The organism is uncultured Odoribacter sp. (assembly GCF_937966165.1).
Lineage (GTDB): Bacteria > Bacteroidota > Bacteroidia > Bacteroidales > Marinifilaceae > Culturomica.
Map to the genome: position 1 here is coordinate 62,693 of NZ_CALCLB010000023.1, position 15,445 is coordinate 78,137.

At 38.8% G+C, this 15,445-nt stretch carries 15 protein-coding genes, 1 tRNA gene and 1 pseudogene; 15 read left to right on the forward strand and 2 right to left on the reverse strand.

Annotated elements, in window-relative coordinates:
* Position 1: 1 nt before the first annotated feature.
* From Q0465_RS10345 to rd, 15 genes and pseudogenes are all read left to right on the forward strand, one after another.
* Positions 2-904, forward strand: coding sequence for an ATP-grasp fold amidoligase family protein (locus Q0465_RS10345; RefSeq protein ID WP_298615875.1), 903 nt, complete (start codon positions 2-4; stop codon positions 902-904).
* Position 905: 1 nt separating this feature from the next.
* Positions 906-2,156, forward strand: a complete 1,251-nt coding sequence (locus Q0465_RS10350) for an EpsG family protein (RefSeq protein WP_298615877.1) — start codon at positions 906-908, stop codon at positions 2,154-2,156.
* A complete protein-coding gene (locus Q0465_RS10355; protein ID WP_298615879.1) occupies positions 2,153-2,473 on the forward strand; it encodes a hypothetical protein in 321 nt (106 codons plus the stop codon). The genes Q0465_RS10350 and Q0465_RS10355 overlap by 4 nt, the downstream gene beginning before the upstream one ends.
* A 319-nt stretch (positions 2,474-2,792) precedes the next feature.
* Positions 2,793-3,002, forward strand: a pseudogene (locus tag Q0465_RS10360) (hypothetical protein); the annotation flags it as partial.
* 194 nt (positions 3,003-3,196) lie between these two features.
* Positions 3,197-4,288 (forward strand): glycosyltransferase, encoded by a 1,092-nt coding sequence (locus Q0465_RS10365; protein ID WP_298615881.1) that lies wholly within the window; start codon positions 3,197-3,199, stop codon positions 4,286-4,288.
* A 140-nt stretch (positions 4,289-4,428) separates the two neighbouring features.
* A complete protein-coding gene (locus tag Q0465_RS10370; RefSeq protein ID WP_298615884.1) occupies positions 4,429-4,911 on the forward strand; it encodes a DapH/DapD/GlmU-related protein in 483 nt (160 codons plus the stop codon).
* A complete protein-coding gene (locus Q0465_RS10375; RefSeq protein WP_298615887.1) occupies positions 4,890-6,017 on the forward strand; it encodes a glycosyltransferase family 4 protein in 1,128 nt (375 codons plus the stop codon). Before Q0465_RS10370 ends, Q0465_RS10375 begins: the two co-directional genes overlap by 22 nt.
* 203 nt (positions 6,018-6,220) lie before the next feature.
* A complete protein-coding gene (locus Q0465_RS10380) occupies positions 6,221-7,276 on the forward strand; it encodes a polysaccharide biosynthesis protein (RefSeq protein ID WP_298615890.1) in 1,056 nt (351 codons plus the stop codon).
* An 80-nt stretch (positions 7,277-7,356) separates the two neighbouring features.
* Positions 7,357-8,523 (forward strand): capsular polysaccharide biosynthesis protein CapF, encoded by a 1,167-nt coding sequence (locus tag Q0465_RS10385; protein WP_298615892.1) that lies wholly within the window; start codon positions 7,357-7,359, stop codon positions 8,521-8,523.
* A gap of 10 nt (positions 8,524-8,533) precedes the next feature.
* Entirely contained in the window at positions 8,534-9,718 is a 1,185-nt protein-coding gene (gene wecB, locus Q0465_RS10390; RefSeq protein WP_298615909.1) for a non-hydrolyzing UDP-N-acetylglucosamine 2-epimerase, read from the forward strand.
* Positions 9,719-9,772: 54 nt separating this feature from the next.
* Entirely contained in the window at positions 9,773-10,984 is a 1,212-nt protein-coding gene (locus Q0465_RS10395) for a glycosyltransferase family 4 protein (protein ID WP_298615893.1), read from the forward strand.
* Positions 10,985-10,988: 4 nt separating this feature from the next.
* On the forward strand, positions 10,989-11,597 hold the full coding sequence (locus Q0465_RS10400) for a sugar transferase (RefSeq protein ID WP_298615896.1): 609 nt from the start codon (positions 10,989-10,991) through the stop codon (positions 11,595-11,597).
* Between the two features lie 188 nt (positions 11,598-11,785).
* A complete protein-coding gene (locus tag Q0465_RS10405) occupies positions 11,786-12,433 on the forward strand; it encodes an acetyltransferase (RefSeq protein WP_298615899.1) in 648 nt (215 codons plus the stop codon).
* 123 nt (positions 12,434-12,556) lie between these two features.
* Positions 12,557-13,804 carry an aminotransferase class I/II-fold pyridoxal phosphate-dependent enzyme gene (locus Q0465_RS10410; RefSeq protein WP_298615901.1) on the forward strand — a complete coding sequence of 416 codons (1,248 nt, stop codon included), beginning with the start codon at positions 12,557-12,559 and terminating at the stop codon, positions 13,802-13,804.
* A gap of 487 nt (positions 13,805-14,291) precedes the next feature.
* Positions 14,292-14,456 (forward strand): rubredoxin, encoded by a 165-nt coding sequence (rd, locus tag Q0465_RS10415; protein WP_009138222.1) that lies wholly within the window; start codon positions 14,292-14,294, stop codon positions 14,454-14,456.
* A gap of 59 nt (positions 14,457-14,515) precedes the next feature.
* Here the strand turns inward: rd and Q0465_RS10420 are convergent, their stop codons facing one another.
* On the reverse strand, positions 14,516-15,103 hold the full coding sequence (locus Q0465_RS10420) for a sugar O-acetyltransferase (RefSeq protein ID WP_298615906.1): 588 nt from the start codon (positions 15,101-15,103) through the stop codon (positions 14,516-14,518).
* A 118-nt stretch (positions 15,104-15,221) separates the two neighbouring features.
* Positions 15,222-15,293 (reverse strand) — tRNA-Thr (locus tag Q0465_RS10425).
* Positions 15,294-15,445: the final 152 nt, after the last annotated feature.

Consider the following 15,445-nt stretch of genomic DNA (forward strand, 5'->3'; position numbering starts at 1 on the left):
AATGGAGAAATACATAAAAAAAGCATTGCTAGTAGTTTACCGTCGGACATGGGAGTTTATGGCTACTCATTTTAATGATAGATTTTATATCCGAATTAAATATCTACTTAATCTTCACAAACTTCCTAATTTAAATAGGCCACAAACTTTTCAAGAAAAATTACAATGGATTAAATTAAATGATAGAAAGCCAATTTATCATGATATGGTGGATAAAGTTGAAGTAAAAAAATTTATTGCAAATAAAATTGGTGAAGAATATGTCATACCTACTTTGGGGGTTTGGAATAGTTTTGATGAAATAGATTTTGAGTCTCTTCCCAATCAGTTTATTTTAAAAGGTACATTTGATAGCGGTACTTATTGTCTTTGTAAAGACAAAAGAACATTCAATATCGAAGAAGCAAGAAAACGATTATTAGTAACATGGGGACAAGATTATTATATTTGGAGTAGAGAATGGCCATATAAAGGTTTAAAACAAAGAATTATTGCAGAACCATTATTGAAAGATTGCAAAGAAGAATATTTAACAGATTATAAATTTTTTACGTTTAATAGTGAGCCTAAATTTTTTTACATTACTTCTAATAGGAATGGTATTGGTGGTTTGAAAGAAGATTTTTTTGATGTGGACGGAACTTTAATGGAATTAAATCAGAAAGGATATTATAATAATCCTCAGATTCCTCAACTACCAAAAAACTTATCTAAAATGTTAAATTTCAGCAAGAAATTGGCAGAAAATACTTATCATTTAAGAGTAGACTTTTATGAAGTTTCAGGCAAATTATATTGTGGAGAATTAACTTTTTTCGATGGAGGAGGCTTTTGCTCATTTATTCCGGTAAAGTATAATAAAATTTTAGGAGATTGGATAAAGTTACCGATAGATAAAACGTAAAATGAATATTTCTGCTAAAATGCGATATTTAGTTTGGTTACCTGAAACTAAAATTGATGTACAAATTAAGGTATTGTTGTTTTTGATTTCCCCGTTTTGCGGATTTTTATATGCTTTAAAGCGTATAAAAACCAAATCTTCTTTTGTTATCTTTTTCATGTTTGCCCTTTGTTTCGGTATGGCTTTTAGTCCAGACAAAAGAGGTGCAGAAGCATATATCGATGGACAATATTATGTTGAGGAAATGCCCGTCTTTGCAAGTATGAGTAATGAATATTTCTATAATGAATTTCAAAAATTTCTTGCATTTGATGATGAGAATAAGGATTATTATTATAATACGGTAGCATTTTATGTTTCAAGATTCACGGATAATTATCATGTGATGTTTATGCTATTTGCTGTTGTATTTGCTTTTTTCCAACTCAAAACATTTAGATTCTTTACAGCTGAAGAAAATTTCAATAATTCGTTGATATGCATACTGTTAGCATTCTTATTCACTTATAATCAGATATTTAATATAAATGGAATGCGATTTTGGACAGCAGCATGGATAGGAGTGTATTGTATCTTTCAGATTTTTTTTAATAATAATAAAAAATATTTTCTTTTAGTATTTTGTACGCCTTTTTTTCATGGTTCATTTTGGGTATATATTGCAGTGATTGTATTGGCATATTTAGTAAGGAAATATGAGAAGGCGTGGATTGTTCTTTTTTTTATAAGTTTTATATTCTCAAGTTTTGCAATTGAATTAATTCAGAATACAATAGATTATTTGCCTCCATTCTTAGCTCGATTAGTAGGTTCTTATACTAGTTATGAAGCAATATTATCAAGACAGCAGGAAGGAACAGGGTTTTGGATGGTTGGTAAAATATTTAATATTGCAGTTAAAGTGTATATAAACTTATTAGTTTGTCTTTTAATTAAAAATAATACTGCAATAAAAAATATAAAGAATAAAAGCCTGTATCATTTTTTGTTAGTATGGATGACATTTGTAAACTTTGTTATGCCTGTTCCCTCATTAGGGAACCGTTTTATAATATTAGCTTATCCGATTATTGCATATTTATGGCTTGGTAATTTAAATGGTACAAAATATCGATATTGGATATATGCTATCCCTTTAGTTTTCTTCATGGGAATATATAGTCTTTTAGAACTCTATATATCAGTATTAGATTTTTCTTTTTATTTTTCAAGTCCCTTGATTTTAATAATCAGATATTTGTTGTTGGTATGAAATCATTGAATATTATTATTATTATAACTGGTGTAATATATCCTCAAATTTCACCACGTTCTTTTAGGTCGACAGAATTAGCCAGAGGTTTGGCAAAATTAAGACATAATGTAACGATTAATGCTATTTTAGGAAGGTATGATTATAGTGGATTTGAGAAATATAATAAAATAAAAGTCAGAGATTTAGGTGAATCTTATTTTTGTAATATCGACAGCGATAGAATTGCATATAGAAGTTTTTTAGATAAAGTTTTAACTAGATTATTGTATAATGTAATCGATTATCCACGAATAGAGTATTTTTTTAATTATTAAAGCATTAAAAAAAGAAAAGAATATAGACTATCTGACTACAATAGCGCATCCTTTTAGTATTCATTGGGGAGCTTCTTATTATAAAAGATTTATTAATCACGGGTTATGTAAAGTATGGGTTTCTGATTGTGGTGATCCTTTTATGGGAAATCTGGATACTTTTAGATGGAAATTATTTTTGAAACCCATTGAGAAGTTTTGGTGTAAGCAAACAGACTATATTGTAATTCCTATTGAAAACGGAAAGGCCGGTTATTATGAAGAATTTAGAGATAAGATAGCAGTAATTCCACAGGGAATTGATTTTAGTGGAGTTATACTCGATAAGTATGTTAAGAATAAATATCTAAAAGGATTTCTGAGTGATTTCGATCCGGAGATTGTTGGAATAAAGGTTTTGCATGGTCAGAACCAGGCGGGAGATATACCTCACTCACTGGCTTGTATCGATAAAGCAGTGAATTTATTACAATATGCTCTTTGTTATTCCATGCAGGAGGGTTTGTGTGAAGCGGTGAAATGGTATTAGGAAAATATCTGAATCTTTCTTTTCGATTTTTAAAGTTAAGTCCATGGACTTATAAAACTTCCCGATGTGTTTTTGATTTCACATTTCTTTGTCTTGCAAAAGAAAAATATTCCCTCTATATAAGGAAAAATATTAAGCAAGGATGGATATTGTATTTGGTATTGTGTTTTTTGTATTTAATGATTAAGTTTTAAATGAAGTTACTTTTCTTTATAGACTCTCTCGGTTCAGGCGGGGCTCAGCGTCAAATGGTGACAATAGCTCCGTTAATGAAACGGAGGGGAATACAGGTGGAGTTTTTGTGTTATCATCGGGATATTTTTTTTAAGGGATTACTGGATGAGGTTGATATCAATGTTCATTGGATCATTACATCTAATCCTGTTTTGCGAATCTGGAGAATCCGCTCGTTTATTCGCAAGGGGAATTACGATGCGGTTGTTTCTTTTTTGGAGACACCTGACCTATTGAATTGTCTGGCTGCTATAGGGAGGCATAAGTGGAAGGTGATTACCAGTGAACGAAGTGCGAAGGAGGATGTCTTTACTACTTGGCGAGGGAAACTGACAGGATGGATGAAACGTTATTCAGATTCTATCGTGTGCAACTCGGAAAATGCCCGGCGAATGTGGTTGAAGTATTATCCTCAGTATGAAGATAAATTAAAAGTGATTTATAATATTGTTACTCTGCCTTCTTTTACTTCTGAATATGTGCTTCGCAAGGATGGTAAAACTCATATAGTTGTTGTTGCCAGTTATCAATACCTGAAGAATCCAGGTAATGTCGTTGAAGCTGTAAATCTTTTAGGAAATGATGAAAAGAGCAGGCTTATCCTAGATTGGTATGGAAAGAAACAAGTTTCACAGGGTGGAACCAGAGCCTATGAGGAAGCAGTCAAGTTGGTGGAACAGTATGGTCTGCAGGAAGTAATCCATTTGAATGGACAGACCTCACTGGTGGCAGAAAAGATGAAGGAAGCTGATGTAGTAGGTTTATTTAGTAAGCTGGAAGGATTACCGAATACGATATGTGAGGCGATGACTTTGTGTAAACCGATTATTATGAGCCGGGTATCTGATTACGCTATTTTAGTGGATGAAGGTAACGGTATTTTGTGCAACGGGAATGATATTGTTTCTATAAAGGATGCTTTGCATGTTTTATTAAGCCAATGGTCCGATAAACAGTTTTTGATTGCTGGGGAAAACTCGTTTAAAAAGGCTGCACTATTGTTTGGAAAAGAGAGAATTTTAAATCAATGGATGAAAGTCATAGGGCTATGAATTGGAAACGGAAAATCAAGAATAACACATTTCTACGAGGGCTATATGTGTTTTATAAATCTTATTTCGGAATTAGGAAAAGCAAGTTCGGTTATTGTGCTGAAGATGTTATCCTTACTCCTCCGTTGTTTTTGGGAAACATGAAGAATATTTATCTTCATGAAAATACCTGTCTTGCTGCTCATTCTTTTATATCTGCTGTGAATGCAAAATTTATTGTGAATAAGAATTGTTGTATTGCCGAGCGATTGACAGTCCATACAGGCGACCATGCAATGGTAGTAGGGCGTTTTTGTTCTTCAATCACGGAATCAGATAAACCCGGGGGATATGATAAAGATGTGATAGTGGAATCAGATGTATGGATAGGATGTAATGTAACCTTGTTGTCGGGGGTACATATTGGCAGAGGGGCTATTGTGGCTGCAGGAGCAGTTGTTACTAAAAACGTCCTTCCTTATTCTATAGTGGGAGGCGTACCTGCCAGGTTTATTAAATTCAAATGGAATATGGAACAGATTCTAGAACATGAAATGGCATTGTATCAGGAGAAAGAGCAAATGACACGGGAAGAACTGGAGCGTAATTTTAAAGAAGTATTATGCAAAATACAAAAAAATTAAAAGTTTTATTGGTATCCCCGTTGTCTTTAAAAAAAGTAGGAGGTATTGCAACCTGGACTCGGAATCTTCTTAACTATATAGCGGAGAATCCACAACCGATTATTCTGAAATTTCAGAATACTGCTATGGCTATCAAAGGAAGTATAAGCAGAGGTAAATTCAGTAGGTTATTCTGGGGAGCTATAGATTCACTGCTTATTATTCTGAATACTTTTTATCATATTCTGGTATTTCGTCCGGACGTTGTACATTATACATCGAGCGCCTCGATAGCTTTATTTAAGGATTACATAGTTGCCGGTATTTGTCGGTTGTTTCATACTAAACTTGTCGTACATTTTCATTTTGGAAGAATACCTGAGTTATCCCAATTGAATAATTGGGAGTGGAAATGGATAAAGCGGGTGTGCAGGTTTGCTGATAGAGTGATTGTAATTGACAATGCTTCTTATGAAATAATGAAAGCTCAGAATCGATCGGATAAAGTTTTTTATATTCCAAATCCGGTATCTCAGGAAATTTTTGATTTAGCTGAATTAATGAGCGAATCCCGGAATAAGCGGATAGAAGGTAAAGTAGTATTTGTTGGACATGTTGTGCCTGCTAAAGGAATATTTGAGTTAGTTTATGCTTGTTCAGAACTAGAAGAAGTGAAGCAACTGGTGGTATGCGGGCCTTATCTGGAAGATACGAAAAAACAACTGACTCGGATTGCATCTGTAAGAGATCAGGGACAATGGCTTGTTTTTTTAGGAAAGGTCGAACATAAAAAAGTAATTGACGAACTCAGAAACAGTTTAATTTTTTGTCTTCCTAGTTATACTGAAGGCTTCCCTAACGCAGTGATGGAAGCGATGGCTATGTCGTGTTCAGTTGTTGCTACATGTGTTGGAGCTATTCCGGAGATGTTGAATTTTGATACGGAAATAGCAAGCGGGCTAAAGGTGAAACTTAGAGATACGGATAGTATTCGTAAGGCGTTAAAACGATTGATTGACGATCAAGATCTAGCCGTCCGACTTGGCAAAAACGGAAACCGGAAGATTTTAGAAGAATATAATTTAAAAACAATCTTTCTTCAATACTATAAAGTCTGGGTACAATGACCCGATCCTGGGGTTATGTAAATTAGGATATTATGGAAGTGGTTCGAAGATTTTGCTTGTATTTAGTCTGAAGGGGCTATATCAATGTTTATAAGGTGTGCTGGAGAAAATATGGTCATCTGCTTTATGAAACTAGATTTATGGCCTTGTACATTTTATTTTAAGGTAGTTTAGATATAGGTTATTTATAAAAATTCTTTATAATGTCAATTTTTGATAATAAAACGCTTTTGATTACCGGCGGCACGGGTTCATTCGGTAATGCTGTGTTACGGCGGTTTCTTGATTCTGACATCCGGGAAATCCGGATCTTTAGCCGGGACGAGAAGAAGCAGGATGATATGCGGCACCGCCTACAAAATCCGAAGGTGAAATTTTATATCGGCAATGTACGAGATAAATCGTCGGTGGATGTTGCCATGAAAGGAGTGGATTATGTATTTTCTGCAGCGGCACTGAAACAGGTGCCATCCTGTGAATTCTTTCCGTTGCAGGCCGTACAGACCAACGTCATCGGTACGGACAACGTACTGGAATCCGCCATAGCTCACGGAGTAAGAAACGTCGTGGTTCTTTCCACTGATAAGGCAGCCTACCCCATCAATGCCATGGGTATTTCCAAGGCCATGATGGAAAAGGTGGCTATCGCCAAGGGACGCGCCTTGGGAGAGGGAGCGCCAACCACCATCTGCTGCACCCGCTACGGGAACGTTATGGCCAGCCGTGGTTCCGTCATTCCCCTTTGGGTAGACCAGATCAAGACCGGCAAACCTATTACCGTCACCGATCCCAATATGACCCGTTTTATGATGACCCTGGATGATGCTGTGGATTTGGTAATGTATGCCTTCGAGCACGGTCACAACGGAGACCTCTTTGTCCAAAAGGCTCCGGCGGCAACCCTGGATGTACTGGCACAGGCATTGAAGGAACTGTATCATTCGGATACGGAGGTGAAGACCATTGGTACGCGCCACGGGGAAAAACTGTATGAGACCCTAGTAACCCGCGAAGAGATGGCAAAGGCCATCGACATGGGCGACTACTATCGTATTCCTTGTGATACGCGTGACTTGAACTACGACAAGTTCTTCACAGAAGGCAATGAGGATGTGGCCAGGATAGAGGACTATCATTCCCATAACACTAGTCGTCTTGACGTAGAGGGCATGAAGCAATTATTGCTCAAGCTTCGCTTCATTCGGGAAGATCTGGGTTTGGAAGCCAGGAAAAAAACTTCCGAAATTAAAAGTGAATAATCCAATTCCCAATCGTTTTCTCTTTATCGCATACAGAATTTTACATTCCCTAGCGATTTTTCATTTCCATTTGAAATTCTATGAAAATTCTAGTAACCGGAGCCAGGGGCTTTATCGGTCGCAACTTGGTGTCCCAACTCCACAACATCCAATCAGGCAAAGCCAGAAATTATGAACTGTCGGGAGAGGGCCTGACCGTCTTTGAATACGACGTCGACAGTGATCCTGCCGAACTGGAAGTCTACTGTAAACAGGCCGACTTTGTGTTCAATCTGGCAGGTGTCAATCGTCCTCAGAATCCTGCCGAATTCATGAAAGGAAACTTTGGTTTTGCCTCGATTCTACTTGATACTCTGAAAAGACACGACAATGCTTGTCCCGTCATGATTTCGTCCTCCACCCAAGCAGCACTGGATAATCCCTATGGAGAATCCAAGCGGGCAGGCGAACAATTACTGTTTGACTATGCTAAAGAAACAGAAGCAAAAGTACTGGTCTATCGTTTCCCGAATGTCTTCGGGAAATGGTGCCGTCCCAACTACAACAGTGCCGTGGCCACATTCTGTAATAATATCGCTAACGATCTTCCGATTCGGGTAAATGATCCGTCCGTGGTGATGAATTTGGTGTATGTAGACGATGTGGTGGACGAACTGATCGGAGCATTGTGTGGATGCGAACACCGGTCGGGGGAGTTCTGCGAGGTTCCCGTGGTACATACCATTACGTTAGGGGGGATTGTAGAATTGCTGTATACATTCCGGGAGATGCCGTCCAATCTGTCGGTACCCGATTTGGGCGATGCCTTTGCTAAAAAACTATATGCTACCTATCTGTCTTATCTCCCCAGGGAAAAGTTCAGTTATCCGCTTAGGATGAACATAGATGCCCGGGGAAGCTTTACGGAGATTATCCGTACTCCAGACCGGGGACAGTTTTCTGTGAATGTTTCGAAGCCTGGAATCACGAAGGGGCAGCACTGGCACCATACGAAGAACGAAAAGTTCGTGGTGGTGAGCGGTCATGGTCTGATCCAGTTGCGGAAAATGGGAACGGAGGAGGTGGTTTCCCTTGAAGTGAGCGGAGAACGAATGGAAGTGGTGGAGATGATTCCTGGTTATACGCACAATATCATCAATCTTTCGGAGACAGAGAATCTGGTAACGTTCATGTGGTGTAATGAATGCTTTGATCCGCAGCATCCCGATACGTATTTTGAAGAAGTAGAACACAAAACGGAAAAATAAGATTTGCATGATGGAATCAAGAACTGATTATTCCGACATAAAGTTTGCCGGGAATGGTCAACTGAAGCTTTTGATCATTGTAGGTACTCGTCCGGAAATCATCCGCTTGGCCGCAGTGATCAACAAATGCCGTAGATATTTTGATACGATCCTGGCGCATACAGGTCAGAACTATGACTATAACCTGAACGGGGTGTTTTTCAGGGACCTGAAGCTCCGGGATCCGGAGGTGTATCTGAATGCCGTGGGGGATGATCTGGGGAGTACTATGGGAAACATCATTGCGTCGTCGTACAAGCTGATGGCAGAGATCCGACCGGATGCGGTACTGGTACTTGGAGATACCAATTCGTGTCTCAGCGTAATCGGTGCAAAACGACTGCATATCCCGATCTTTCACATGGAGGCCGGGAATCGCTGCAAGGACGAATGTCTGCCGGAAGAGACGAACCGCAGGATCGTTGACATCATCTCGGATGTGAATATTTGCTATTCGGAGCATGCCAGAAGATATCTGGCAGAATGCGGTCTGCCCAAGGAGCGGACGTATGTTTTGGGTTCGCCGATGGCAGAGGTACTGCATGAAAATCTGGCGGAGATCGAAGCTTCCGATATTCACAAGCGATTGGCGTTGGAAAGGGGCAGATACATTCTTTTGTCAGCCCATCGTGAGGAGAACATTGATACGGAGAAGAACTTCACATCTCTTTTCAATGCAATCAATGTCCTGGCGGAGAAATATGACATGCCCATACTTTACAGTTGTCACCCTCGCAGCCGAAAGCGGCTGGAGTTGAGCGGCTTTCGGTTGGACGGTCGGGTGATTCAACATGAGCCGCTGGGTTTCCATGATTACAATTGTCTGCAGATGAATGCGTATGCGGTGGTATCGGATTCTGGTACGTTGCCGGAGGAGAGTTCGTTCTTTCTGAGTGTGGGACATCCGTTTCCTGCAGTTTGCATCCGTACGAGTACGGAGCGGCCGGAGGCTTTGGACAAAGGTTGCTTTATTCTTGCCGGTATAGATGAGGGGTCGTTACTTCAGGCTGTGGAGACGGCTGTAGAGATGAATAACAGGGGAGAGCATGGATTGCCCGTACCGAACTATACGGATGAGAATGTGTCGACGAAGGTGGTAAAGTTGATTCAGAGTTATACGGGAGTGGTGAACAAGATGGTGTGGAAGAAATATTAATTTGAAGTTAGTAATAAATAAGGACATTACATAATGTAATGTTAAAATGGAAATATGAATGTAATATTCTTAACAATTGGTAGAATAAGAGAAATAGCATCGAGGGGTATTTATACGGATTTGATGCGTAAATTTCGTGATGAAGGACATAACGTTTATATTGTGACTCCGTATGAAAGGCAATTCACCTTACCGACATCTTTATCAAAAATTGATAAGGTTCATGTATTAGGCGTCCGAAGCCTTAATCTACAAAAGACGAATGTCGTAGAAAAGGGAATAGGTACCATCCTATTAGAATTTCAATATAAAAAAGCCATAAAAAAATATTTGAATCATGTTTCATTCGATTTAATTCTCTATTCTACCCCCCCGATTACTTTCACCAACGTGGTAAGATTCTTAAAAAGAAAAAATCCAAATGCCACCTCCTATCTTTTGTTAAAAGATATCTTTCCCCAAAATGCTGTGGATTTGGGTATGTTTTCTAAGAGTAGTATTCTATATCGATATTTTAGGAATAAGGAAATCAATCTTTATAGGAATTCGGATTACATCGGTTGTATGTCTCCTGCTAATGTAGCATATGTATTGGAACATAATAAATATTTATCATCCGAGCATATAGAGGTAGCTCCCAATAGTATTGAATTGACTGATCGGGTAATTGATTTTGATAGAGAAGGTATCCGTCAAAAATATAATCTTCCAAACAGCAAGCCAATATTCATTTATGGAGGAAATTTGGGAAGACCGCAGGGAATTGATTTTTTTATAGAGTGTTTGGATAAAAACAAACTAAGAAATGATTGTCATTTTGTTATAGTTGGCAATGGAACGGAATATCATAAAATTGAACATTGGTACAAAACCAATAGGCCTAAAAATGTATCCTTGTTTGCTCGTTTATCCAAAGAAAATTATGATCTATTGGTCCAATCCTGTGATGTTGGTTTGATTTTTTTAGATCATCGTTTTACAATTCCGAATTATCCTTCCAGATTGCTTTCTTATCTGGAATACGGAATGCCTGTCATAGCTGCTACGGATGTACATACGGATATAGGTTCCATTGCAGAAAAAAATGGGTATGGATATTGGTGCGAAAGTAATTCTACGAATGATTTTACGACATGTATCAATCGATATGTTAACCATCCGAATTCTATAAAAGAGATGGGGAAACGGGGCTTCCAATTTCTATTGAATAATTATTTGGTTGTCAATACTTATCAAAGTATTATTTCACATGTAGCAAGGATATAGTTCTATGTATAAATACTTTTTCAAAAGACTGATTGATTTTTTTATAGCCTTTGTTGTGTTGGCTTTTAGTTGGCCAATATTGTTAATCATTACTATTTGGCTACACTTCACCAATAAGGGGGCTGGAGCTTTTTTTCTACAGGAACGTCCGGGGAAGGATGGGCGGATTTTCAAAGTGATCAAATTCAAAACGATGACGGATGAACGGGATGTAAATGGGAATTTGTTGCCGGATGCCGAACGTTTAACAAAAGTAGGGCGTTTCATTCGCTCTACCTCCATTGACGAACTTCCTCAACTAATTAATGTATTGAAAGGCGATATGGCTTTGATTGGTCCTCGTCCACTGTTGGTACAATATCTGTCACTATACAGCAAGGAACAGGCTCGCAGGCATGAAGTTCGTCCCGGAATTACGGGTTGGGCACAGTGCAATGGACGCAATGCCATTAGTTGGACAAAAAAATTTGAACTGGATGTGTGGTATGTAGATCACTGTTCATTTCTGTTAGATTTAAAGATCATTTTCATTACAGCGAAAAAAGTATTTGTACGCGAAGGTATTTCTTCGGAGACTTCGGTTACCATGGAAGCTTTCACAGGAAATAATTGATAACATTATATATTTGTATGGAGCTAGTGGTCATGCCAAGAGAGATAATCATTTATATATTGAATAACCTTACTTTTTGATATAAACATTGTTTAGGAATATTGTGGGAAAGGATATACAGTTTATGTTCTTACCATATAAAATTTTAGAATCATATAAAGGATATTTTGTATTAATAATTAAAGATTATGGAAAACAAAAACATAGCAATATATGGAGCCGGAGGATTGGGAAGAGAAATACTTGAGTTAATTAATGATATCAATTCCCAGACCCATTTATTTCACTTCATTGGTTTTTTTGACGATGGTATCGATAAAGGTCAACTAGTGAATGATTATGCTGTGTTGGGTGGTATGAAAGAGTTGAATGCCTGGCATAGTAATTTATCTCTGGCAGTCGCTGTAGGTTCTCCTAAAACAAGAAAAGATATTATAGAAAAGATTGTAAATAATTATATAGAATATCCTTCGCTTATACATCCAACTGTAATAATGGGGAAAAATGATATAAAAATAGGCTGTGGATGTATAATATGTGCAGGGAATATAATAACAACCAATATAAAAATAGGTGATTTTACTATTTTGAATTTAGGTTGTACCGTTGGACATGATACTGTTATTGGCAAGTATTCATCCTTTATGCCATCTGTTAATATTTCCGGTGAGGTTAATATTGGTAACTCTGTTTATGTCGGAACAGGAGCAAAAATTATTAATCAGTTAGAAATAGGCTCAGAGACAATTGTTGGTGCAGGAGCAGTTGTTGCAAAATCTTTACCTGAAAGATGTACAGCTGTTGGAGTTCCTGCAAAACCAATAAAATTCCATTAAGGGAAGTATATTTTCATTTCATTACGGAATTTTTTGTGATAATATATTAATCGCAAGTAGAGAATCCAGTAAGAATGAATGGAGTATATTTTAATTAAGAATCGATCTTAAATTCCAATAAATATGTCACAGAAACGCATATACCTTTGCCTGGCACACATGTCTGGCAAGGAACAGGATTTTATCAAGGAAGCATTTGATACGAACTGGGTGGTACCGTTGGGACCTAATGTAAATGCTTTTGAGGAGTGCTTAGAGGATTTTGTGGGGGAAGATAAACAGGTGGTGGCCTTGTCTGCCGGTACGGCAGCGGTGCATCTGGCACTTCTGGCTTGCGGAGTGGGTCCGGGAGACGAAGTGATTTGCCAGAGCTTTACCTTTTGTGCTTCTTCGCATCCGATAACTTATCTGGGGGGGATTCCGGTTTTTGTAGATTCGGAGCGTGACAGCTGGAACATGGACCCGAAACTACTGGAAGAGGCGATTCGTAACCGTATTGTCAAAACCGGTAAAAAGCCGAAGGCCATCGTACCGGTCTATCTGTATGGTATGCCGGCCAGGATTGATGAAATTATGGCTGTTGCCGATAAATACGATATTCCGGTGATTGAGGATGCAGCCGAGGGCTTCGGTTCCCGTTTCGATGGTCAGGTGTGTGGAACGTTTGGGCGGTTCGGAGTACTTTCGTTCAATGGTAACAAAATGATCACCACCTCCGGAGGCGGTGCCCTGATCTGTCCCGATGCAGAAACTAAAAAAGAGATCATGTTCTATGCCACGCAGGCACGTGAGGCATATCCCTATTACCAGCACGAGCAAATCGGGTATAACTATCGGATGTCAAATATCTGTGCCGGAATAGGGCGCGGTCAGATGACCGTGGTTCGTGACCATATCTCCCATCACCAACATATTTGTGCCCTCTACCAACAATTGCTTTCAGGCGTTGACGGGATCACGCTTCACGAAAATCCCTCTCCCCGTTATGACAGTAACTATTGGCTGAATACCATTCTACTCGATCCCTCCCTGCCTGTCACCGGTGAAGAACATGCCTACGAGACAGCCATTCAGGGAGCAGTGGGTGGAGCGGCAGGAGTTACGCATGCTTCCAGGACGCTACATACCTCCAGTGAGCCGAACCGGAATGTAGAAGCGATGCGACTGGCGTTGGATAAGGCAGGAATAGAGAGTCGTCCGCTTTGGAAACCGATGCACCTGCAACCGGTATATGCTGGTAACCCGTGTTATGTCAATGGGGTAAGTGAAGCCTTTTTCAGATGTGGTTTATGTTTGCCAAGTGGTCCTTGTGTGACGGATGAGGATGTAACGTATATTATAGAGGAAATAAAGCGCTGTATACTGAAGTAATCAAATATCTTTCCTATATTCACTCTATAATAATTCATAAGATAAGGCCTAAATAAAACAATAAAATGAAGTTGGTTTCATTTGATTTATTATTCTCGTCTATCCATTCACGATGGACACTCCTAAACGAAGAGGACTTGAAGCCTAAACGGACAATGTCCTACATAACCTAAACTTAAGAAAATCCGGCCGAAGCCATTTTTAATCAAGGCCTGTGCTTGCCTTCCGGATCGATCTTAACGGACGAAAATAGAGATACCGTTGTAACAACAATCAAAGAAAAGTTGAATATTCAATTTCAGACAAGTTATCAATTCATCGGAAAAATAAAATACCCTCAAAAGTAAAAGCTGCTTTTGGGGGTATTTTATATATAAACATTCTTTTAAAAAGCACGTATAAATTCAGAAAAAGGCAAAAATATCTTTTAAAATACTATTTTTGTCTTGGAAAGACAGATCATTTTAAAAACTAAAAAATTGTGACTATGAAAAAGTACATCTGCACCGTATGTGAATACATTTACGATCCGGCAAAAGGGGATCCGGACAGCGGAATAGAACCGGGAACAGCATTTGAGGATCTTCCGGATGATTGGGTTTGCCCCCTTTGCGGAGTAGGAAAAGAAGATTTCGAACCGGTAGAAGAATAAACAATACAAGGGGACGGACCTTTTGTGTGAAATCAGGTGACAAAAGAACCGTCCCCCTGTCACGCTTTGCGGTATTTTTGCCGGTCTTTATCGGTAATTTCCCGGATAACTTTACAAGGATTACCGGCTGCAATAACCCCGTCAGGAATGTTTTTGCATACAACACTACCGGCACCGATAACAGAATCATCTCCTATGCTTACTCCCGGCAAAACGACAACCTGCCCTCCTATCCATACATTATTTCCAACCGTTATGGGAAAAGCGTATTCCAAACCTTGATTTCTCTGCTCTACATCCAATGGATGCCCCGCCGTATAAAAACCACAATCCGGAGCGATGAATACATTATCTCCAAAAGTTACTTTAGCCGCATCCAGAATGGTACAATGAGTATTGGCATAGAAATTCTCCCCTACCTCAATATTATACCCGTAATCGCACAGAAAAGGCTGTTCTATAATTAAATTCCTTCCGGTCTTTCCCAAAAGTTTTTTGATAAGTTTCTCCCTCTCCTCCAGTAAAGCAGGATGCAAACGATTATACTCGTATAGTACTCCTTTACAAAAAAGACGCTCCTCCAACAAACCAGGGTCGTAATTGGCATCGTATAATAAACCCCGGGTAGCCTTTTCTTTTTCTGTCATAGCATTGTGTTATAAATTTTCGCAAAGAGAACGAACTCTTTTTGTGAAATCAGGTGAAAAAAGAACCGTCCCCTTGTCACTAAATAAAAAAGCCTGCGTATTATGCAGGCTGACGAAGAGCTGTTAGTGAGATTTGAACTCACGACCTCTTCCTTACCAAGGAAGTGCTCTACCCCTGAGCTATAACAGCAAACGAAGAAAACGTTCAACAACACATACCCTGTTCTTTCGAGTAAAAAAGCAGATGGACTCCGTCTATCCGCTTTCTTTTTATTTCCCTACCCTTTCTTCCTGAGCCTCTTGTCGGATTCGAACCAACGACCCCGAGATTACAAATCACGT